This is a genomic window from Faecalibacter bovis (genome assembly GCF_017948305.1).
Classification (GTDB): Bacteria; Bacteroidota; Bacteroidia; order Flavobacteriales; family Weeksellaceae; genus Empedobacter; species Empedobacter bovis.
The window spans coordinates 2398020-2419328 of sequence record NZ_CP072842.1 but is presented as its reverse complement, the minus strand read 5'-3'; the positions used below and the strand labels follow the sequence as shown (position 1 = coordinate 2419328).

The following is a 21309-nucleotide window of genomic DNA, read 5'->3' as shown; positions in this document are numbered from 1 at the left end:
AATTAATTTTCAATAATTTAAACTTAATAATAAAGTTAAATATGACGATTAAAACTGAAAATTTGATCATAAAATTTAAACAAAAAAGGAGAACTTACGTTCTCCTTTCTTATTATAAAAGATCTAAAATCTCTTTATTTTCTTGCAAGATAGCGTGATCTTTTGCCGTTTTCCCACTGCTATCTTTTATTGTCAAATCAGCTCCGTTTTCAATTAACAATTTAGCAATATCATTGCGACCAAATGTTACCGCAAAAATTAAAGATGATGCATTATTAAAATTAACTTGGTTTACATCAGCTTTATTTTCAATTAAAAGCTTTGCCATTTCAGTATAACCTTTAAAAGCAGCACCCATTAAGGCATTATTTCCAGATTTATCTTGCGCATTTGGGTTTGCTCCTTTGTTTAATAATAATTTAGCAACATCTAAATTATTGTTGTAAACAGCTAAAATTAATGGTGTAAATCCACGTTCATTAGCTTTATTAATATCTGCTCCTTCACTTATTAATTGTTCCATTAAAGCAACATTATTCTCTCTTGATGCAGAATATAAATCCTGAGCTATTGCCAAATTTGAAGCAAAAACTAAGGCTAATGTTAAGATAAACTTTTTCATAATTGATTGTTTATTTTGAAAGTCATGGAGCCGAAATCAATCGACTCCAATCTATAATTAATATATTAAATATTATTTTGGTAAGTATTGTTTTACATCATTCATTGAAGTATTTGTAGCCTTCATTAAACGTGTACCGTACTCAGTATTTGCTTGGTAGAAATGAGCAATCATTTTGTGAACGATTACTTTATTTTTAACAGCATTTAAAGCTCCAGATAAATTTTTAATTAAGTTATCTTGATCTTTTTTAGAGAATGATTTATATAAATCTCCTGCTTGTGCAAAGTTATTTTCTTTATCAATTTTTCCTTGAACTGTAGTTGTTCCAGCTGGGAAAACTGATTTAGAATATTTGAATTTTGCGTTATCTACAATTGCTGGTGCATTTGTAGATGGTTGATAATTAACATCTCCTTTTTGCTCACGAATAGACATATATCCATCAGAATTGTGAGTTGTTACTTTGTTTTTAGCTGCGTTCACAGGAATCTGTTGGAAGTTTCCAGTTAAACGGTGACGCTGCGTATCAAAGTAAGAGAATAATCTACCTTGTAATAATTTATCTTCAGACGGCTCGATACCAGGAACTAAAGTCGCTGGAGAGAAAGCAGCTTGCTCAACTTGTTGGAAATAATTAGATGGATTTTCGTTTAATGTCATTGTTCCAACTTTAACCATTTTAGCAACAGATTCTGGCCAAATTTTAGTTACGTCAACTGGATTGAAGTCTAATTTATCAAAATCTTCTCTCTTTAACATTTGAACGTACAAATCCCATTTTGGGAAATTTCCTTTAGCGATTTCGTTATGTAAATCTAAAGTTGCATGCTCAATACTATTTGCTTGGATTTGAGAAGCTTCTTCAGTAGTTAAATTTCTTTCACCTTGGTGAGGTTTGAAGTGGTATTTTACATAAGTAACCTCTCCTTTTGCATTAACCCATTTGTAAGCGTGTACTCCGTTACCAACCATTTCACGGTAGTTTGCTGGAGTTCCGTAGTCTGAAAATAACCAAGTTAACATGTGAGTTGATTCCGGAATATTAGAGAAGAAATCAAAAACACGATTTGGATCAGACGCTCCGTTTGTTAATGGAGATGGTTTGAATGCGTGTACCATGTCTGGGAATTTGATGGCATCACGAATAAAGAAAACTGGTAAGTTATTTCCAACTAAATCGTAGTTCCCTTGCTCTGTATAAAACTTTACTGCAAATCCACGAGGATCACGGTAAGTTTCAGGAGAACCAGCTTGGTGAGTTACAGTTGAAAAACGTAAAAATAAAGGTGTTTTTTTACCTGCAGTAGATAAAAAATCTGCCATCGTAACGTCAGAAAAATCTGCAGCAGCAACGAATTCTCCGAAAGCTCCAGCTCCACGAGCGTGTACAACACGTTCTGGAATACGCTCACGGTCGAAAGCAGCTAATTTTTCAATTAAATGGATGTCTTCTAATAAAACTTGTCCATTGTTACCGATAGTTTTTGAATTTTGGTTGTCTCCTACTGGCGTCCCAGTATTTGTAGTTAATTGTTGTGCGAATCCTATCGTAGATAAGAAAGCTAACCCTAAAACTAAACTTCTTTTGATCATTTTATATTTGTTTTGTTCTATTACTAAATTTTTACAGAGCAAAACTAATGATGGTTGTATTATAAATCAAATCTATAAAATCTATGAATTATAATTAAATCTTATAACGTTTGAATTTAAAGATATTAGAGCGGTAAATTGTAAATATTGTATTTTTTGATAAATAAATAAGTTTTATCTATCCTGCGCCAATAAAGACTTTTCAAAGTTAAATCAAAAAAAAAATAGCTTACAAAATCGACTTGTAAGCTATTTAAACTTGATCTTTCATAAAATAAATATTAACGTGCTCGTTGGAATGAAAGATTTGGTTTCGATGTAATGGTTTGATTTTCTAACAAAACCATTAAATTTTGATGATGGTTAAATAACCATAAAGAATTACCTTCTACATCTACGCCTTGTAAAGACCTCACATGATTAGTGTTATAATACTTCATTTTAAAAAGATTTAAAATTAAAATTATGTTAAAAATTGTTATATGTGTTAAAATTCAATATTAAATTAGAGTTAAATCTAAGAAAACCTTTATTAATAACGCTCTCTAACACACTAATTTATAAAACATTAATCATGCCAAAAATATTTAAACGCAAATAATTAACAACATTAAACTACGAAATTTTACTCCAACCAACTTTATCTTTAAAATTGTCTACAAAAAAGTTACGAGTATTTTGATGTTCTGGAAGATTTAAATTTGGATCAATTTTTAAGATATGTTCAACGCAAGTCCTCGCCGCTTGTAGTATTTTTTTATCTTTCGTAATGTCTGCAATTTTAAAATCTAAAACACCACTTTGTTGAGTGCCCATCATATCTCCAGGACCACGTAATTCTAGATCGATTTCAGCCAACTGAAATCCATCATTCGTTTCACACATTGCCTCAATTCTACGTTTGCTCGTTGGATTTAATTTACCACCAACCATCAAAATACAGTATGATTGTTCGGCTCCACGACCTACTCTACCACGCAACTGATGCAGTTGAGAAAGACCAAAACGCTCAGAATTTTCAATAATCATAACTGAAGCATTGGGCACATTTACACCCACTTCAATCACAGTAGTAGCAACTAAAATTTGTGTTTCACCACGCTTAAATCGTTGCATTTCAAACACCTTATCTTTCGCTTTTTGTTTTCCATGAACTATTCCGACAGCATATTTTGGCAACGGGAAATGGCGTGTAATAGAATCAAAACCGTCCATCAAATCCTTTAAATCTAATTTTTCAGATTCTTCAATCAGCGGATAAACCACATAAACCTGACGTCCTTTTTCGATTTCTTTTTTCATAAAATCGAACAATTGTAAACGATGAGCGTCAGTTTTATAAAGTGTTTGAATTGGTTTACGACCTTGCGGAAGTTCATCAATAATAGAAACATCTAAATCACCATACATCGTCATAGACAACGTACGAGGAATTGGCGTTGCTGTCATCACTAAAATATGTGGAGGAAGTTTAGCTTTTCTCCAAAATTTAGCTCGTTGTGCAACTCCAAAACGGTGTTGTTCATCAATGATTGATAAACCTAAATTTTGAAATTGTACCGTATCTTCTAATAAAGCGTGTGTACCTATAATGATTTGTAATTTTCCTGACAACAAATTTTCAAGAATTGGTTCTCTTTTCTTTTTTGTTACCGATCCCGTTAAAAGTGCAACCTCAACATTCATATCTCCCAACATTTCTACAATACTGTTATAATGCTGCTGAGCTAAAATTTCAGTTGGAGCAATTAAAGCTGCTTGATATCCATTATCCAAAGCAATTAACATACTTAATAACGCAACCATGGTTTTACCAGAACCAACATCTCCTTGTAACAAACGGTTCATTTGCGCAGGTTGTTTTAAATCCATTCGGATTTCTTTTATAACTCGTTTCTGAGCACCAGTTAGTTCAAAAGGTAAATGATGGTTGTAAAATGTATTAAAATAATCTCCAATTACAGGAAATGAATTTGATCTATTTTTAGCTTTATTTTGGATTTTTTGAGAAAGCATACTCATGTTCAGAAAAAATAATTCTTCAAATTTCAAACGATTTTCAGCTTGTTTTAAATCATCTAAATTCAAAGGAAAATGTATTGTTTTATACGCTTGTTCCCTTGACATCAGTTTAAAATGTTGAATTAAATTTTGTGGAAGATTTTCTTCAATTTTGATGTGCTCATCAAAAATAGCAGTTACCATTTTCTGAATTATTCTGTTCGAAATTCCTTTCTTTTGAAGTTTTTCTGTACTTGAATAAACAGGAAATAAACCTTGAGGAGCTTGTTTAGCATCTTCAATAGTTTCAATTTCTGGATGAACTATACTGTAATTGCCATTAAATTCGTTCAATTTTCCATAAACAACTACTTCTTTATAAACGTCATTCTGAAGTTTTTCTCGTTGCCATTTTGTGATTTTAAACCAAGTTAATTCCAACGTGCCAGTTCCATCCTGAAATTTAGCAACTGTACGTTTAACTTTGCCTTGATTAATATCTTGAATTGAAACAATTTGACCTTTCAATTGAATTTCAGCAGCTGTAGATCTAATTTCATTTATAGAATAATACTTTGATCGATCTACATAACGAAATGGAAAATGATTCAATAAATCTTCATATCTAAATATTCCTAATTCAGACTGAAGAGATTTTGCACGTTCAGGACCACAACCTTTTAAATATTCAATTGTTTTTTTTAGTGGATTACGATACATCATTTACTGCTTTATCTTGCGAATTTAGTGATTTTTAGCGACAAGAAATGTCTCGCTATATTCAAATCATAACCATTAATTTAAACTATATTTGCAAAAAATAAGAACAATGACTTTATTAGACTACATAAAGAATGGATATAGTTTTGAAGATTATCTTGAAAAGATTGAAGATCAATTAGAAGAACAAATAGAATTGGATGATCCGAAAGAATTAGTACCTTATTATGCTATCAATTTAAAGCAAAGTAGAGAAATCAGAAAGAATTTTAGATATAATCCAGGGATGGAAAAAAAGGCAAAATCATATAATGCCGACATAAAATTCCTTATAATTTCTGAAGGTTGGTGCGAAGATGCTTCACAAATTGTTCCAGTTGTAGATCGTTTGGCTGAAACTATTGGTGTGGAATGTAAATTTGTTTTTCGTGATGAGAACATTGAATTAATGGAGGAATACAACACAAATGGATCACATTCAATTCCTATTATTATTGGTGTAACGCCAGATGGTGACGAAGCATTCCGTTTTGGTCCACGCCCTGCTAAAGCAATGATTTTTACAGAACGTTTCAAAAGAGATCCAGACAAATATTCGAGAGCTGATTTTGAGGAAGATTTAGATCGATATTATTTAGAAAATCATGGTCAGGATATTATTACTGAAATTTTAGAACTAATTGAAGAATATACAACTTCATTATCATAAACAAAGAGAGGAAATTATCCTCTCTTTTTTATTTATAAATGTTTTTAAATACTTATAAATAATAATTTGAAATTAATTGAAAATTTATATACAAATTGTTTTAATTAATTGATTTTAAATAATTAATTTAATGTTAATTATCCAAAATATGATAAACCATAAAACTAAAGCTGAATGGGATTTTTGGTTTAAACATCCTAATAATATTGATACCGTACCAACTAAAAAACCAAAGATAAATCCTAGTTATTATTTTATATTTAACTGTTTAACGAATGAAATACTTTATACTAGTGAAAGTTTTAAAGAAATTTTAGGGTACGATAAAGAAGATTATACATTTCTTGAAATAATAGAGTTTTTGCATGCTGATGATTACAATTATGTGATGGAATGCGAAAGGAAAGCAATTAATTTTAACCTGTCGTTATCAGAAAGGGAACAGTTTAGATTTGTTGTAACATATACTTATAGAACTAGAATTTTGTCTGGTCAATATATCCGCGTGAAACAAAGTTACCATGCTTTGGACGTGAATGAAAATGGGAATATGACACGCGCATTGGTTTTTCATGAACTGATCAATTATAATGAAGAAAGATCAAGTGACGATTTTAAAATTTTTGACAGACAAACCAATAAGTTTGTTCAAATTGAAAATAAATATAATTTAACTAAAAGAGAAAATCAGATTTACGATTTAGTGAGAGAAGGATTTACAAGTCATGAAATTTCTACCAAATTACACCTAAGCAAACATACAGTAGATACCCATCGAAAAAACATACTATCAAAAACAAATTCCCGCAACTTTATGACATTAGTAAAGGAGGAAATCATTTTATAAAATTTGTGCAATATTTTTTTTGTCATCATCTTTGTAAACAGAATTAAGAATTAAAGGATTTAACATGAAATCAAATAAACAAATTCTTTTGGCTGTAGCTGTAGTCGTGGGTTTAATCGCTATAATGTTTACTCCGATTGGAACTGCAATCAAGAATATGATGGAAGGAGATGAACACTTAGTAGCTTCGAGAGATGAAAATTTAAGTGACAGTGATTTTGATATTGATTTAGCTGGACATAATGGAGCAACTAATAGCAATTTATTAGATTTTAAAAACTCTGGAGATGTTGTGTTTATTAATTTTTGGGGAAGTTGGTGCCCTCCTTGTGTAGAAGAAATGCCAAGTATCCAGAAGTTATATGAAGCAAAAGGACAAAAAGTAAAATTTGTTTTGGTTACCATTCAAGATAAACCAAAAACATTCAATGCATTTTTACAAAAAAACGGTTATACAATGCCTGTTTACGAACCAACAAGTCCGATTTCTATCAATATGTTACCACACGTTTTTCCAACGACTTATATCTTAAATAAAAAGGGAGAAATTGTTTTAAAAGAAACTAAAACAAGGGATTGGAACGATGCTGAAATCAACCAATTATTGGATAAATTAATCGCAGAATAATATAAAAAAGCCACTCAAATGAGTGGCTTTTATTTTATTTATAATTTTTCTTTTAAAAATTGGCCGGTAAACGAAGCTTCTATTTTAGCAACATCTTCTGGTGTTCCATCAGCAACTAAGTAACCACCATTTTTACCACCTTCTGGACCTAAATCTAAAATCCAATCTGCTACTTTTATAATATCCATATTATGTTCAATCACAAAAACTGAATGACCTAAATCAATCAATGCACGTAAAGCTTTTATCAATTTTTGAATATCATGAAAATGCAGTCCTGTGGATGGTTCATCAAAAATAAATAATGTTTTATCTGCTGCTTCTCCTTTTGTTAAGAAATACGCAAGTTTTACACGCTGCGCCTCTCCTCCAGATAAAGTATTTGAGGATTGACCAAGTTTTACATAGCCTAAACCAACATCTTGTAAAGGTTTTAACTTATCTACAATTTTCTTTTGCTCGAATTTTCCAAAGAAATCTATTGCTTCATCTATTGTTAAATTTAAAACATCAGAAATTGAAAGATCATTAAACTTAACTTCTAAAACTGATTTTTTAAAACGTTTTCCGTTACATTCTTCACAAACTAAATCAACATCAGCCATAAACTGCATCTCAATCGTAATTGTTCCTTCTCCTTTACATGTATCACAACGACCACCATCTACGTTAAACGAAAAATATTTTGCTTGGAAGCCGTTTAATTTACTCGCTTTTTGAGTTGCAAATAAATTACGTATATCATCGTATGCTTTAACGTAAGTAACTGGATTAGATCGAGAAGATTTACCAATTGGATTTTGATCAATTAACTCAATACCATTTAATTGATTTAAATCGCCAACTAAACCATCGTGTTCCCCGATTTTATTTCCAAAAATCTCAAAATTACGTTCTAATGCAGGCGTTAAGATTTCTTTCATTAATGTTGATTTTCCAGATCCAGAAACTCCAGTAATAACTGTAAGCATATTCAGTGGAAATTTGACATCAATATTTTTAAGGTTATTTTCTCTCGCTCCTAAAACTTTTAAGTAATTCTGTGGTTTGATACGATGTTTCGGAATTTCGATTGCTAAATCTCCATTCAAATATTTCGCAGTTAAAGTATCAGCTTTTAAAAGTTCTTCGTAAGTTCCTTCAAAAACAACTTCTCCTCCATTTGTTCCAGCTTCAGGCCCAATATCAATAATATAATCAGCAGCTTTCATGATATCTTCATCATGTTCCACTACAATTACAGTATTTCCTAAATCACGCAAACGATGCAAAATTGAAACAAAACGCTCTGTATCTTTTGAATGTAAACCAATAGAAGGTTCATCTAAAATATACATCGAACCAACTAAACTACTTCCTAAAGATGTTGCTAAATTAATACGTTGTGATTCACCACCTGACAAAGTATTAGAAGCACGATTTAATGAAAGATATTCTAAACCTACATCTAATAAAAATTGTAAACGAGAACTGATTTCATAAATTATTCGACTCGCTACTTGACGATCAAACGCTGAAAATTCAATTGATTGGAAGAAATCATTTAACTCATTTAATGGCAAATCAACTAATTCTGAAATTGCTTTACCATTAATTTTAACATAAGTAGTTTCTGGTCTTAAACGACGACCTTTACAAGTAGGACATGTTGTTTTTCCTCTGTAACGAGACAACATTACACGATATTGAATTTTATATGTGTTTTGTTCTACCATAGAAAAGAAACCATCTAAACCTTCCCATTTCTCATCTCCACGCCACAAATAATCTTTTTGTTCGTCAGATAATTCGAAATAAGGTTTATGAATTGGAAAATCTACTTTTATAGCAGCTTTCATAAAAAATGATTTCCATTCGCTCATTTTATCTCCTTTCCAAGCTACAACAGCATCTTCATAAATAGAAATAGCTTTATTCGGTATGATTAGATCTTCGTCAATTCCGATAACTTTTCCATAACCTTCACAAGTTGGACAAGCTCCGTAAGGATTATTGAAACTGAAAAAATGAGTATTTGGTTCGTTGAAAATGATTCCATCCATTTCGAATTTATTCGAAAATGATTTTGTCACTTTATCTTCTAAAATCTGAAGTTTAATATCTCCTTTTCCTTCAAAAAATGCAGTTTCTAAAGAATCCGCTAAACGATGAAAAAATGATTCTTCTGCATCTTCAGGAATAGAAATACGATCGATAATTAATGCAACTTTATTTTCGGGTTGCGGTTCGAAATTAAAAGAAATTAAATCTTCAATTTTTACTTGATTATCATCTACAGCTAATCGAGTAAAACCTTGTTGTTGTAGAATATTTAGATGTTCTACAAAAGATCTATCCTCTGGAATTATTAAATCAATCGATAAGATAAATTTAGATTCAGCTGGATAAGATTTCATAAAATCAATAACATCCGTAACCGAATCTTTTTTAACTAATTCCCCCGAAATTGGCGAATAGGTTTTACCGATACGAGCGTACAATAATTTAAGATAATCATAAATCTCAGTTGAAGTTCCAACAGTTGAACGTGGATTGGTAGAATTTACCTTTTGTTGAATCGCAATAGCAGGTGCAATTCCATGGATAAAATCAACCTGAGGTTTGTCTAATTTCCCCAAAAACTGTCGTGCATAAGAAGACAAACTTTCTACATAACGTCGCTGACCTTCTGCATACAAAGTATCGAAAGCCAATGTTGATTTTCCTGAACCTGACATTCCGGTAATCACGACTAACTTATTTTTAGGAATTGCAACATCAATATTTTTTAGATTATGAAGCTTTGCTCCTTTAATCAAAATATATTCCTTCGGATCTAATTTGCTGATATCTTTTTTCATCGAATCGCAAATTTAATCAATTCAATTTGTTTCAAAAAGTTTAAGAGTTTTAATCTTTCACTCGATTCGACTTATCTTTGCAGAATATGACAATTCAAGACATTCACAATCGTTTCATTGAAGAATTACAAAATTTGTATGATTCAACTGAAATTCAGGCGATTTTTAGATATTATATAGAAATTCGATTAAATATTATTGATAGCTACTTATTTAATGATGATAAGTTAGATTTTGAAATTAAAGGTTTTGATTCTGATTTAAATCAATTAAAAGAAGGAAAACCAATACAACAAATCGTAGGAAGAGCATTTTTTTATGATTATTTCTTTAGAGTTAATGAATATACATTAATTCCACGCCCAGAAACGGAAGAACTTATTTATTTAATCAGTGAGCAATATAATAAAGAATTAGAGCTAAATGTAATTGATTTAGGAACAGGATCAGGCTGTATTCCTATCACGATTAAAAAGATTTTCCCACGAGCAAATGTTTCAGCAATCGATATTTCCAATGAAGCTTTAGCTGTTGCAAAACAAAATTCTGAAGAATTAAATGCTCCGGTTAATTTTATTCAGCAAGATTTACTTTTGGAATTTGATTTGAATCAAAAGTTTGATATTATCGTATCCAATCCACCATATATCCGCGAATTAGAGAAAGCTGATATGCATAAAAACGTATTGAATTATGAACCTCATTTAGCCTTATTTGTCACAAATGAAGATCCTTTACTTTTTTATCGTCGTGTTGCAGAATTCGGATTATCACATTTAAATACAGGTGGAAAAATTTTTTGTGAGATCAATCAATACCTTGGAAAAGAAACAAAAGAAATGTTTCAACAATTTTACAAAAATGTAATTCTACACCAAGATATATCAGGCAATGATCGTATCATTGAAGTTTATAATTAACTAAAAATTATAGTTTTATAATAATAATTTTATTAATTTTAATATGATATTTAATTAAGTAAGAATTAATCGGCTTAATTATTGTATATATCAAAAACCATTAAAATAAACTTAAAATTACAATTATGAAAAAAATGTTCGTATTAGCTGCTGTTGGAGGATTAGCTTTTGTAGCTTGTAAAACTGAAACAGATAAAACTGTTATAACTGATGCTAATGCAGATACTGTAGCTGTTGTTGAGACAACAACTGAAGTTGGAGTTGTTTCTGAAGCTGAAGCGAAAGCTGCTGTTGATAAAGCACAAGCTGATTTAGATGCTGCTATTGCTAAAGGAGATAAAGCTGCTGAAGAAGCTGCTAGAAAAGCTTTAGATGATGCAAATGTAGCTTGGGAATCTGCTAAAAATGCTGTTGGAGCTGCTGCACAAGATGTAAAAGAAGGTGTTAACAATGCTGCTGATGCTGTAGATGCAAAAGCACAAGACGTTAAAGCTGATGTAAAAAATGCTACAGCTGAAGCAAAAGAAGACATCAATAAAGCTGCACAAGACACAAAAGAAAGTGTAAACAAAGCTGCTGAAGATGCAAAACAAGGTATTAACAATACATTAGAAAAAGCAAAAATTAAATAATAATTTTTGATACAATAACTAAGTGCCTTGATTTTTATCAAGGCATTTTATTTTTATATAAATATGAAAAACTTTAGAAAAGCCACACCAAATGATGCATCGATAGTTGCACAACTTTTAATGTTTTCTATGCAAGAAATCGTTTTTGATTTTATTGGTGAGAAAAATTCTGAGAAAGCAATTGAATTTTTAACAGAATTGATTAAAATTGAAAATAACCAATACAGCTATGAAAATACATGGATTTATGAAATTGATGATAAAATAGCAGGAACATGTATTTTATATGATGGCGCTTTATTGGAAATATTGAGAAAACCTGTGTTAGATTTATTAGCATCGCAATATAATAGAAATATAAACCCTCAAGACGAAACAGAATCTGGTGAAATATATATTGATAATGTAGCTATTTTTCCAGAATATAGAGGAAAAGGAATTGGTTCTGAAATTTTTCAATTCATTATTGACGAATTTGCCATTAAACAAGGTAAAACACTTGGATTATTAGTTGATTTTAATAATCTAAGAGCTAAAAAATTATATGAATCTTTAGGTTTTAAAGTAGTTGGAGAAAAACAATTAATGAGCGAAAATCATTTTCATATGCAATTAAAAAAAGGAAGCTAAAAACTTCCTTTTTATTTATATCATTACTCCTATTTGTTTTAAAATTTTTTCCTCATAAGGATCAATTTTAAACTGTTCAAACGGAATAAATTCTTGCTTATCTTTTAAATAACCTAATTGGTAATTTTGCCTAATAACTGGTTTTCCATCAAAACTTTCTAATATTGGTAATTCCGAAATTGCATCAAGAATAACTTTATTATCAATAGTAATTAAACCAAATTTCATTAAATAATTATCTGGATTCAGAAAATATGGGAAATAAGCTAATATATCCGGACGATCTACTTTAAAATCGGATGCTTTCCCAAAAGTTAAGAAATTTTCATCCACTGGTGTTAAATATTCATATTGATAATCAAGAATTAATTCATTTTTCTTATTAATCACACCCCATTTATCATTTTTTACAACACCTGCTATTCCACATCTAAAATCTGTACAACCCTCATAATCAAACGGAATAATAATAGAATTTAATAAATCAATAAAACCCCATTTACCGTCTTTTTTAACTGCACAAACATTCTCGATAAAATCTGATGTCAAATCATATTCAATCGGTATTAAAATTTGATTCGATTTCGTAATGAAGCCCCATTTACCATTCTTAGAAACGCTATAAGCATTAACTGTCGACATAACAATTGAATCGTATTCGAATGGAATAATTACATCTCCGGAAGAATTTATCAATCCGAAAATATTGTCTTTGGAAACTGGAGCCAATCCATTTCGATCGAATGTAGTTAATTGATCAAATGTAGTTTCATCACCATGAATTAAGCTATCAAATTGATCTACATCTTTTGGTATAATTTTCATTTACTATAATTATAGCTGCAAAATTATAGAAACTTTCAAATCTTGACCACCAAATAAAGTTTAATTAATGATTTTTTATTATTTTCACAACTAAATGTAAGAAAGAATCTAAAATTTATCTTAATTTTGTAAAACAATACTTAAAAGAGTACCTATGAATAGCTTTAAAAAAATCTTAATAACAGCAGCAATTATATCTGGAAATTATGCATTTTCACAACACACGGTTGTGATAAATGATTTACCTGCTAGTTATAGTAGTCAACAATATGAATTTCGTGGTTCTTGGGCTATCAAGAGTGACGATATGAATAATTCATATATTATAAATGGTTCTCAGATCATGAATAATACAAATACATTATCAAATGACTTAGGAATTGAAGTGTATTTTGTACCAACTCAAAGTAAATATTCTATTAAAGAATTACCAAACAAATTAAATAAAGAAACTGTACTAGGTAAAATTGAAGGAAATAGAACTAGTTTTAATAATGTTCGTATTCAATTCAGCCAAAAAGAAATGGAACATTTAACACCAGGTTCTTATAATACAGTTTTAGTTTTAAGAGATTTAAAAACGAAAGAGATTAAAAACTATAATGTTTTAAACAATACATTTAGATTCGTTGATGAGCAATTTAGATTAGTTGATGAAACTAGTACAAACTATTTATTAAATGGTGAAAAAGCTGACAATACTTTATCTAACATTTACTCAACTGTAAAAAGTTCTATTAGTTTAGCTTACGTTCCAAATCAAAAAGTTTTAGCTGGTGAATGGAAATTAGACGTTGATTTTGCAACATTAACTGTGAATATTGATGGTACTAATAACAGCATCCAAAATAGAACACAAAAGGATACAAATAATTTAAAATTATTAGTTTATTTCTCTGAAACTCCTGCAGCTGAGTATGCAACGGTTGAAGGTTATGAATTATTAAATGTAGATATTAAACCAATTTCTAAAGGATCAGAATTAAGAAATCCTGTTATTAAAACAAATATCACAAAACCAATTCCATCTGGTGAATACTATCCAATTTTAGTTTTAACAGAAGCTGATGAAAATGGTGATTATAAAGTAAAATCTGCGATTCGATTTGCAGAAAAGTATACATTATAAAAAATTATTGATATAATATAAAAAAAAAAGCTAATCGTTACTGATTAGCCTTTTTGTTTTGCATAGAATTATAGTAAACTACCAATTCGATATATTTAGAATAAGAAACTATTCCCTCTTGGTTATTCGCTTTTAAAAATTGATCATTGATATTGGAAAACCAATCATTCAATTTTCCATCATACTTTTTATAATATTCTTTTTCCGCTTCACGATCTAATTTGATTCCTTTCGGAAGGTTATCCAATTCGTTTTTTACGAAGATAGAATCATGTCTATAAATTGCATTTAATAATGAAAATGTAGTTTTAAAATGTGCTGCATATTTTATCTCAGGATTAGATGAATTTACACCCAAATAATAAGCTATAAAATTTGCTTCATTTTCAGTTGCGAAACCTAACTGATGTGCTAATTCATGGCTTATTGTAAAAGGAGTTTTTAAATCAGAATTATTACTATTAATGTTACTCTCTATCGTAAATGGATTATAATATCCTAATACACCTGAATAACTTAATAAAGTTGAAAAAATTGACTCTTTAACTACTAATTTTTCCGGTAAAATTATTTCATTTATCCACGATTCTTTTTCTAATTTTTTTAGATTTTGTGAAACATCCTTCAAATAAACATCATTATTATAAGTAAAATCTATCGTACCTTTTTCGTTAATTTTCAATTCTTCTCTAAGGATGTTTAATTCTTCTAAATTATTGTAATACAATAATTTCAAATCATTTACTTCAACTTTAAGTTTATCATTATTTATATTAAAATTTTCTTTATAATTGACTACTCCCCAAAGCGAATTATAGATAAATAATACAATGGAAAAGACTTTGAAAAGAAGCGAAATTTTTTCGGTTTTAGATTTTTTTCTAAGAATTACAAATAGCAAATATACCAGGCCGATTATTAAAAGAGTATAGACTATTTCACCAATTGGAAAGTTAATTTTACTTGTTAAGTTGTAGATTATTTGATTATAATTCTGGGTTATATTTTCATACCAAAACGCAACAAAATTTTGATTTCTAAACAATAATTTCCAACCAATAAATTGAATAAAAAATATAACAACCCAACTACTCCATTTCATTTGCATATTGTGTCGCTTTATAACTTATAAATAATAATTGAAAAGTATGATAAACCATGATTGGCAATAAGAAGATTCCAATTTCTGAACCGAAAATTACACTTCCCATAACCGAGCCGTGTACTAACGATTTTTTTGTACCACAAAATTGAATGGCTATAAAATCTTGCTTATTATATTTCCAGAAACGATTGTTTAAAAATTGTATTAAATAAAATACGATGAAAAATAAAATTACAACTCCGAAAATTGTTATTAATAAATTCAGAATACCTACACTTCCGAAAATATTTTCTTGAAAAGTATGACTAAAACTAGTATACACGATTAAAACGATAGTTAGTTTATCTACATTAACTAAGGTGGTTTTATATTTATCATACAACTTACCTAAGTACGGTTGAAGTATCGCACCCAAAACAACCGGTAAAACAACATTCAAAATCAAACTAAAAAATATTGAGCTGGAATCGAAATCACCATCTTGTTTAAAAACCAAGCTAATCCATAATGGTGTGAAAATTATACCTAATAATCCTGATAAACTTGCATTAAAAATCGCTGAGGTTACATTTCCTTTAGCTAAAGAAACCATCACAACTGATGAAGAAACCGTGCTTGGTAGACAACATAAATAAAATAAAGCTAAGAACAATACATAAAACTGTTCATCTATCATAACCATCGGATAAAAAATAAATCCTAACAATGGAAACAATAGAAAAGTTATTAATTGTATACGAACGTGTAATTTCCAGTTTAGTAAATCTTTAAAAACTTCGTTCCATTTTAATTTTAATCCGTAAAAAAAGAATACAATTAAAACCCCAATATCTATAACCATATTTATATCAAAACCTTTATAATTTATAAAACTTAATTGGGGAAAGATATACGCCAATACTAATGATATACCCAAGAATAATATAAGTGGATCAGGAAAAAGTTTTTTATAAAGAGACATTATTATATATAGTTTTAGCAACACAAGATAATATAATCTGTTAAATTATAAGATAAATTTTACCATCTGAAATACAAAGGTTTAAATAAAATTAATTAAATTTATTACCCAATTTTTTACACAAAGTATTTATGAAAAAAAATCTATTTAGTATAATCATTATTGCCTTATCTCATTTTGGTTTGGCTCAGGCACCAAGTGGTTATTATAATTCTGCTACCGGAACTGGTTTCACGTTAAAAACCCAATTATACAATATTATTAAAGATCACAATACTAAATCTTATGGACAACTTTGGGGCTTATATACAGGTTACCCAAATGCCTTTAATGATAATTGGTATGACGCAAGTGACGCAGATAAAATAATGGATATTTATAGTGAAAACCCAAATGGTCCAGATCCATATACATATATACCTGGAACAAATCAATGTGGAAATTATTCAACAGAAGGAAATTGCTATAATCGCGAACATTTAATTCCTCAATCGGTTTTTGGTGAAAGATCTCCAATGGTTTCGGATCCATTTCATATATGGCCGACAGATGGTAAAGTTAATGGAGAAAGAGGTAGTTACCCTTTTGGAGTTGTAGGTAATAACGTGGATTTTAGATCCAGAAATGGTTCTAAACGAGGTAATAATTTAAATTCTGGATACTCAGCTGGATATTCCGGAATAGTTTTCGAGCCCTTAGATGAATTTAAAGGTGATATTGCTCGTGCGTATTTCTATTTTGCTACACGTTATCAAGAAAATAACATACAAAGTTGGAATTATGCAATGTTTGATGGAACAAAAGACAAAGTATTTAAAGATACTTTTCTTAAAATTTTAATGACATGGCATATTAATGACCCAGTTTCACCAAGAGAAATTGCTGTAAATAATGCGATATTTACTTTCCAAGATAATAGAAATCCATTTATTGATAATCCAGAATATGCACAACAAATTTGGGGTTATAATTTAGGTTCTACAGATTTTGAATACCAAGAAAGATATGATATTGATGTATTCAAGAAGAACAATAACACCTATACCGTAACATCAAAACAAGATGACGGAAAAATAAAAGAAATCTATATTTATAATTTAAACGGCCAATTAATTCAGAAAATTGAGAATGTTTCAAACAAAAAATCAATTGATATAACAAATTTAAAAAAAGGAGTTTACATCATAAAAGTTATGGGTAATTCATTCGAAATCAATAAAAAGATAGTAATTTAATAAATATTTAAGTTATCGTTTAAATACCTAATTGTAGGTAATTTATTTAAGTATTATAATTATTTTTTAATTTAAATTAAATATTTAATACTTTTGTAAAGTATAACCTAACTTAATTAAATTTATGAGAAATTGCTTGCAATGCGACCAACGACTGTTTGGCCGTAGAGATAAGAAATTCTGTAATGACTTTTGTAGAAATACGTTTAACAATCAACTAAATAAGGAAAACGTTGAAGTCATTAGAATCACAAATAATAAATTAAAAAAGAATCACAAGATTTTAAGAAATTTATTAGAAACTAACAAAGATACAGTTACGAGAACAGAATTAGAATTATTAGGATTCGACTTCAATTTAGTTACTAGCTTTGACTTAAACGATGGTAAAATTTTTAGAAGAGTTTACGATTTCGTATTACAACAGAATGAGGACAATAACCTCTCATTAAAGCAAATCATATAAGAAAAGGGTTCCAAATTTGGAACCCTTTTTTTATTCATATAATCTTATTTCGATTGATATTTTTCAATACCATTTTTCAACCAAACGTAGTATTTTTCAATATCTAATTCTGCTTCTAATGGAGCTGTATATCTATTTAAATCTTTATCTACAATAATGTAATAAGGTTGCGCATTTGCATTAAAATGTTCAATTTCAAATGCTGTCCATTTATTTCCAACTGTTTTTAATTTTCGACCATTTAAAGCCGTTGAAATTACTTGTTCCTCTAATGGTAATGGTTTTTGATCATCTACATATAAAGAAACTAAAACAACATCGTTCGATAAAATTGATTTAATTCTAGGATCTACCCAAACTTTTTCTTCAACCTTACGACAGTTGGCACAAGCAAAACCTGTAAAATCTAACAACAAAGGTTTATTCGTTTTTTCAGCATAAGCTACTGCTTGGTCAAAGTCTTTAAAAGTTGGAATTCCATGAGGTCCAGCAACCATATTTGGATCTTCAAATTTTGCAGAAGCTCCACCTCTATTATTTACGCCTTCGTGAAATCCTCTTGGAGATTCAGCATACGTCATTGGCGGAGTTAAACCACTTAATAATTTTAATGGCGCGCCCCATAAACCTGGAATTAAATACACTACGAAAGTAAACGTTATTAATGCAAAAAATAATCTCGGAACTCCTATTGTTTGAGTTGGTGCGTCTAACTCTAATCTAAATTTACCTAATAAATATAAACCTAACATTAAGAAAACTGCGATCCAAATTGCTAAGAAAATTTCACGAGGTAACCAATTCATTTGCCAAACTAAATCTGCATTCGATAAGAATTTGAAAGCAAATGCTAACTCGATAAATCCTAATGAAACTTTAATTGTATTTAACCATCCTCCAGATTTTGGCATCGAATTTAACCAACCTGGGAACATTGCAAATAATGTAAATGGTATTGCTAAAGCTGATGAAAAACCTAACATACCGATTACTAAAGATAAGTGATTCCCATCTTGGGTTGCTTGTACTAATAATGAACCAATAATTGGACCTGTACAAGAAAATGATACCAATGCTAATGTAAAAGCCATAAAGAAGATTCCAATTAATCCTCCTTTGTCAGCTCCCTTATCAGCAGCGTTAATCCATTTACTTGGTAATGTTAATTCGAATGCTCCAAAAAATGAAATCGCAAATATGATGAATGTTACAAAAAATGCAATATTTACCCAAGGATTTGTAGACATTTCATTTAAAACGGATGGACCAAAAATTACAGTAGCTAATAAACCTAATGCAACATATATAACAATAATAGATAAACCATAAATAAATGCTTTACCAACTCCTTCTCCTTTAGATTTACTTTGCTTCGTAAACATACTTACAGTTAAAGGAATCATTGGGAAAATACATGGCATCAATAATGCGGCTAAACCACCTAAAAATCCTAAAGAGAAAATTTTTATTAGTCCTGAATTTTTCTTTTCATTTTCTCCTAATAGTTCCTCATCAATTGTTGAAGCATCCTTATTTGTTGAGCTGTTTATAGAATCTTCCGTAACTGATTCAGTAGTGATACTATCAATTATAGTAGTAGAAACCGAATCAATAACTTTGTTTTCTTCCTCTGCTTCATCCGCTGCCTTTTCTTCCGCAGCAATTACTTCTTCTGCTTTTGCCGATGGAGTTACTTTCACTGATCCTGAAGTTTCATCAGGTGGTAAACAACGTTCTGCATCACACATCTGAAACTCGATGGTATAATCTACATTAACCGGTTTATCACCAGTTACTTTAACTTTTTGAACAAATTTTACGTTCTTTTCGTAATATTTTTCATCTTGCTCAAAAACAGTACTATATTTATCAATACGTTTTCCAACTTCTTTAAAACCTTCAATTAGTTGACCTCCATTGCTCGTTTTAAATGTAGCACTCGCAGGAATACCAATTCCACCATCTGGGTGTTTTGATGAATATAAATGCCAACCTGCATCAATTTTACCTATTACTTCTACCTCAAATTCATTTTTTCCTAAGTCTTTAACATTTGTAGACCATTTTGCTGGTGTAAATAATTGAGCTTGTACTAAAATTGGAAACAAAAAAAGTATCCAAAGTTTTTTTAACATTCTATAATATTTAAAAAGTTCTTACTATTCTCTTCTATTTTAAATCGTTCGTCTAATCTATAATTAACGATCCAAATTATTTTTTCATCTGCATTCACTAACAACCAAGTATCTTCTTTTTCAACTTTGGAAAGTTTAATATCCTTATAAAACTTACTAACCAACTTCTTCTTACCGTTCATACCTAGTGGATAAAAGAAATCGGCAGGCTGAGCTTTTCTAAGCTTTAAAGGATATTTCAATTTATCAAAATCTAAAATTTCCTTAGCCTTACTTAGTTTAGTATTTGACTGAACGAATTTCAAATTTAATGAATTGATTTCAACTTGTTCTTGTTCTATGATAATTTCATTAATATCCGACTTTACAATTTTTTGTAAAATTAAATCTTCACGATCTTTTATCAAACGATATGTTTCAGATTTAAGCTCACTACTATTATCAGCAACCTTCAATTTATTAATTAACTCAACCTTATTAAATCCATATTTATCAAATAGATAGAATAGAATAAAATCACTATTCTGTAGATTTTCCAATTTATTAATTGAGATTTTACATGAGCTTTCATTTGAAATTAATTCACTTCTAATCTTTTCAATTTGATTATCAATAAAAGAAGATGTATCATTTAAAATTGATAAAGTTTTTTGAAAATTATCTTCAAAATTAGGATGAACTTCATTCAGAATTGGCGTAATGTGATGTCGAATTTTATTCCGAACATAATCATCTGTTTGATTCGTGTAATCTTCTCGCCACTTTAATTGATTAGATTCAGCATAATCTATAATGGATTGTTTTGAAAACTCAATTAATGGTCTAAAAATATTGTCTTTATTGATCGCCATTCCTGTTAAGCCTTTAATTCCAGTACCACGAGAAAGATTAATCAAGAAAGTTTCGATATTATCATTTAAATGATGAGCCGTAACTAAATAATCCAAATGATTTAATTTCATCACTTCTTCAAACCAATCATAACGCAAATTTCGGCAAGCCATTTCGGTAGAATAATTTCCTGTTTTTTTATAATCATCTACATTAAAACGTACTGAATGAAATGGAATCAGATTTTTTGCGCAATAATTTCGTACAAATTCCTCATCTCCAATAGAATCGTCACCTCTTAATTGGAAATTACAATGTGCAACATGAAATTGAGTTGATGTTTGACGAAATAAATCCAATAATACCATACTGTCTATTCCACCACTAATTGCCAAAAGATATTTAAATTCTTTTGTATTATGTTTCAGTAAGATATCTCTAAATCTAGCGTAAACACTGATATTCATAGCAATTCTT

At 29.5% G+C, this 21309-nt stretch carries 18 protein-coding genes; 8 read left to right on the top strand and 10 right to left on the bottom strand.

What is annotated here, in order from left to right; translation table 11 throughout:
• Positions 1-112 precede the first annotated feature (112 nt).
• The 4 genes from J9309_RS11660 to recG all read right to left on the bottom strand — a co-directional run bounded on the left by J9309_RS11660 (position 113) and on the right by recG (position 4939).
• Positions 113-622, bottom strand: coding sequence for an ankyrin repeat domain-containing protein (locus J9309_RS11660; RefSeq protein WP_230476057.1), 510 nt, complete (start codon positions 620-622; stop codon positions 113-115).
• A 72-nt stretch (positions 623-694) separates the two neighbouring features.
• Complete coding sequence (locus J9309_RS11655; RefSeq protein ID WP_230476056.1) at positions 695-2218, bottom strand: catalase; 1524 nt, start codon at positions 2216-2218, stop codon at positions 695-697.
• A gap of 281 nt (positions 2219-2499) precedes the next feature.
• Positions 2500-2658 carry a hypothetical protein gene (locus J9309_RS11650; RefSeq protein ID WP_230476055.1) on the bottom strand — a complete coding sequence of 53 codons (159 nt, stop codon included), beginning with the start codon at positions 2656-2658 and terminating at the stop codon, positions 2500-2502.
• Positions 2659-2833: 175 nt separating this feature from the next.
• Entirely contained in the window at positions 2834-4939 is a 2106-nt protein-coding gene (gene recG / locus J9309_RS11645) for an ATP-dependent DNA helicase RecG (RefSeq protein WP_394369302.1), read from the bottom strand.
• A 109-nt stretch (positions 4940-5048) separates the two neighbouring features.
• Between recG and J9309_RS11640 the strand changes: the two genes are divergently transcribed.
• The 3 genes from J9309_RS11640 (at position 5049) to J9309_RS11630 (ending at position 7123) form a co-directional block, all read left to right on the top strand.
• Positions 5049-5648: a thioredoxin family protein gene (locus tag J9309_RS11640; protein WP_230476053.1), complete on the top strand. Its 600-nt coding sequence runs from the start codon at positions 5049-5051 to the stop codon at positions 5646-5648.
• A gap of 130 nt (positions 5649-5778) precedes the next feature.
• Positions 5779-6495, top strand: a complete 717-nt coding sequence (locus J9309_RS11635) for a LuxR C-terminal-related transcriptional regulator (RefSeq protein ID WP_230476052.1) — start codon at positions 5779-5781, stop codon at positions 6493-6495.
• A gap of 64 nt (positions 6496-6559) precedes the next feature.
• Positions 6560-7123, top strand: a complete 564-nt coding sequence (locus J9309_RS11630) for a TlpA family protein disulfide reductase (protein ID WP_230476051.1) — start codon at positions 6560-6562, stop codon at positions 7121-7123.
• Positions 7124-7161: 38 nt separating this feature from the next.
• On the opposite strand, the gene uvrA is transcribed toward J9309_RS11630, so the two are convergent.
• A complete protein-coding gene (uvrA, locus tag J9309_RS11625) occupies positions 7162-9963 on the bottom strand; it encodes an excinuclease ABC subunit UvrA (protein ID WP_230476050.1) in 2802 nt (933 codons plus the stop codon).
• Between the two features lie 86 nt (positions 9964-10049).
• On the opposite strand from uvrA, the gene prmC reads away from it, so the two are divergent.
• The 3 genes from prmC to J9309_RS11610 all read left to right on the top strand — a co-directional run bounded on the left by prmC (position 10050) and on the right by J9309_RS11610 (position 12145).
• Positions 10050-10883 (top strand): peptide chain release factor N(5)-glutamine methyltransferase, encoded by an 834-nt coding sequence (gene prmC, locus J9309_RS11620; RefSeq protein ID WP_230476049.1) that lies wholly within the window; start codon positions 10050-10052, stop codon positions 10881-10883.
• 125 nt (positions 10884-11008) lie between these two features.
• Positions 11009-11515, top strand: a complete 507-nt coding sequence (locus J9309_RS11615) for a hypothetical protein (RefSeq protein WP_230476048.1) — start codon at positions 11009-11011, stop codon at positions 11513-11515.
• Positions 11516-11578: 63 nt separating this feature from the next.
• The gene (locus J9309_RS11610; RefSeq protein WP_230476047.1) at positions 11579-12145 is read left to right on the top strand and encodes a GNAT family N-acetyltransferase; all 567 of its coding nucleotides are present in this window, start codon (positions 11579-11581) and stop codon (positions 12143-12145) included.
• 15 nt (positions 12146-12160) lie between these two features.
• Here J9309_RS11610 and J9309_RS11605 read toward each other — a convergent pair whose 3' ends face one another.
• Complete coding sequence (locus J9309_RS11605) at positions 12161-12970, bottom strand: WG repeat-containing protein (RefSeq protein WP_230476046.1); 810 nt, start codon at positions 12968-12970, stop codon at positions 12161-12163.
• Positions 12971-13124: 154 nt separating this feature from the next.
• On the opposite strand from J9309_RS11605, the gene J9309_RS11600 reads away from it, so the two are divergent.
• Positions 13125-14099, top strand: coding sequence for a hypothetical protein (locus J9309_RS11600; RefSeq protein ID WP_230476045.1), 975 nt, complete (start codon positions 13125-13127; stop codon positions 14097-14099).
• 37 nt (positions 14100-14136) lie between these two features.
• On the opposite strand, the gene J9309_RS11595 is transcribed toward J9309_RS11600, so the two are convergent.
• Together J9309_RS11595 and J9309_RS11590 are read right to left on the bottom strand one after the other, a co-directional pair.
• Positions 14137-15201 (bottom strand): DUF3810 domain-containing protein, encoded by a 1065-nt coding sequence (locus tag J9309_RS11595; protein WP_230476044.1) that lies wholly within the window; start codon positions 15199-15201, stop codon positions 14137-14139.
• Positions 15188-16165, bottom strand: coding sequence for a bile acid:sodium symporter family protein (locus tag J9309_RS11590; protein ID WP_230476043.1), 978 nt, complete (start codon positions 16163-16165; stop codon positions 15188-15190). The genes J9309_RS11595 and J9309_RS11590 overlap by 14 nt, the downstream gene beginning before the upstream one ends.
• 131 nt (positions 16166-16296) lie before the next feature.
• On the opposite strand from J9309_RS11590, the gene J9309_RS11585 reads away from it, so the two are divergent.
• Positions 16297-17400, top strand: a complete 1104-nt coding sequence (locus tag J9309_RS11585; RefSeq protein WP_230476042.1) for an endonuclease — start codon at positions 16297-16299, stop codon at positions 17398-17400.
• Positions 17401-17910: 510 nt separating this feature from the next.
• On the opposite strand, the gene J9309_RS11580 is transcribed toward J9309_RS11585, so the two are convergent.
• Both J9309_RS11580 and tilS read right to left on the bottom strand, forming a co-directional pair.
• Entirely contained in the window at positions 17911-20001 is a 2091-nt protein-coding gene (locus J9309_RS11580; protein WP_230476041.1) for a protein-disulfide reductase DsbD family protein, read from the bottom strand.
• Entirely contained in the window at positions 19995-21299 is a 1305-nt protein-coding gene (tilS, locus tag J9309_RS11575) for a tRNA lysidine(34) synthetase TilS (protein ID WP_230476040.1), read from the bottom strand. Before tilS ends, J9309_RS11580 begins: the two co-directional genes overlap by 7 nt.
• Positions 21300-21309 lie beyond the last annotated feature (10 nt).

Bases quoted from the DNA above. Each gene is read 5' to 3' on its own strand.
- J9309_RS11660 (WP_230476057.1), bottom strand. From the start codon at position 622: ATGAAAAAGTTTATCTTAACATTAGCCTTAGTTTTTGCTTCAAATTTG.
- J9309_RS11655 (WP_230476056.1), bottom strand. From the start codon at position 2,218: ATGATCAAAAGAAGTTTAGTTTTAGGGTTAGCTTTCTTATCTACGATA.
- J9309_RS11650 (WP_230476055.1), bottom strand. From the start codon at position 2,658: ATGAAGTATTATAACACTAATCATGTGAGGTCTTTACAAGGCGTAGAT.
- recG (WP_394369302.1), bottom strand. From the start codon at position 4,939: ATGTATCGTAATCCACTAAAAAAAACAATTGAATATTTAAAAGGTTGT.
- J9309_RS11640 (WP_230476053.1), top strand. From the start codon at position 5,049: ATGACTTTATTAGACTACATAAAGAATGGATATAGTTTTGAAGATTAT.
- J9309_RS11635 (WP_230476052.1), top strand. From the start codon at position 5,779: ATGTTAATTATCCAAAATATGATAAACCATAAAACTAAAGCTGAATGG.
- J9309_RS11630 (WP_230476051.1), top strand. From the start codon at position 6,560: ATGAAATCAAATAAACAAATTCTTTTGGCTGTAGCTGTAGTCGTGGGT.
- uvrA (WP_230476050.1), bottom strand. From the start codon at position 9,963: ATGAAAAAAGATATCAGCAAATTAGATCCGAAGGAATATATTTTGATT.
- prmC (WP_230476049.1), top strand. From the start codon at position 10,050: ATGACAATTCAAGACATTCACAATCGTTTCATTGAAGAATTACAAAAT.
- J9309_RS11615 (WP_230476048.1), top strand. From the start codon at position 11,009: ATGAAAAAAATGTTCGTATTAGCTGCTGTTGGAGGATTAGCTTTTGTA.
- J9309_RS11610 (WP_230476047.1), top strand. From the start codon at position 11,579: ATGAAAAACTTTAGAAAAGCCACACCAAATGATGCATCGATAGTTGCA.
- J9309_RS11605 (WP_230476046.1), bottom strand. From the start codon at position 12,970: ATGAAAATTATACCAAAAGATGTAGATCAATTTGATAGCTTAATTCAT.
- J9309_RS11600 (WP_230476045.1), top strand. From the start codon at position 13,125: ATGAATAGCTTTAAAAAAATCTTAATAACAGCAGCAATTATATCTGGA.
- J9309_RS11595 (WP_230476044.1), bottom strand. From the start codon at position 15,201: ATGAAATGGAGTAGTTGGGTTGTTATATTTTTTATTCAATTTATTGGT.
- J9309_RS11590 (WP_230476043.1), bottom strand. From the start codon at position 16,165: ATGTCTCTTTATAAAAAACTTTTTCCTGATCCACTTATATTATTCTTG.
- J9309_RS11585 (WP_230476042.1), top strand. From the start codon at position 16,297: ATGAAAAAAAATCTATTTAGTATAATCATTATTGCCTTATCTCATTTT.
- J9309_RS11580 (WP_230476041.1), bottom strand. From the start codon at position 20,001: ATGTTAAAAAAACTTTGGATACTTTTTTTGTTTCCAATTTTAGTACAA.
- tilS (WP_230476040.1), bottom strand. From the start codon at position 21,299: ATGAATATCAGTGTTTACGCTAGATTTAGAGATATCTTACTGAAACAT.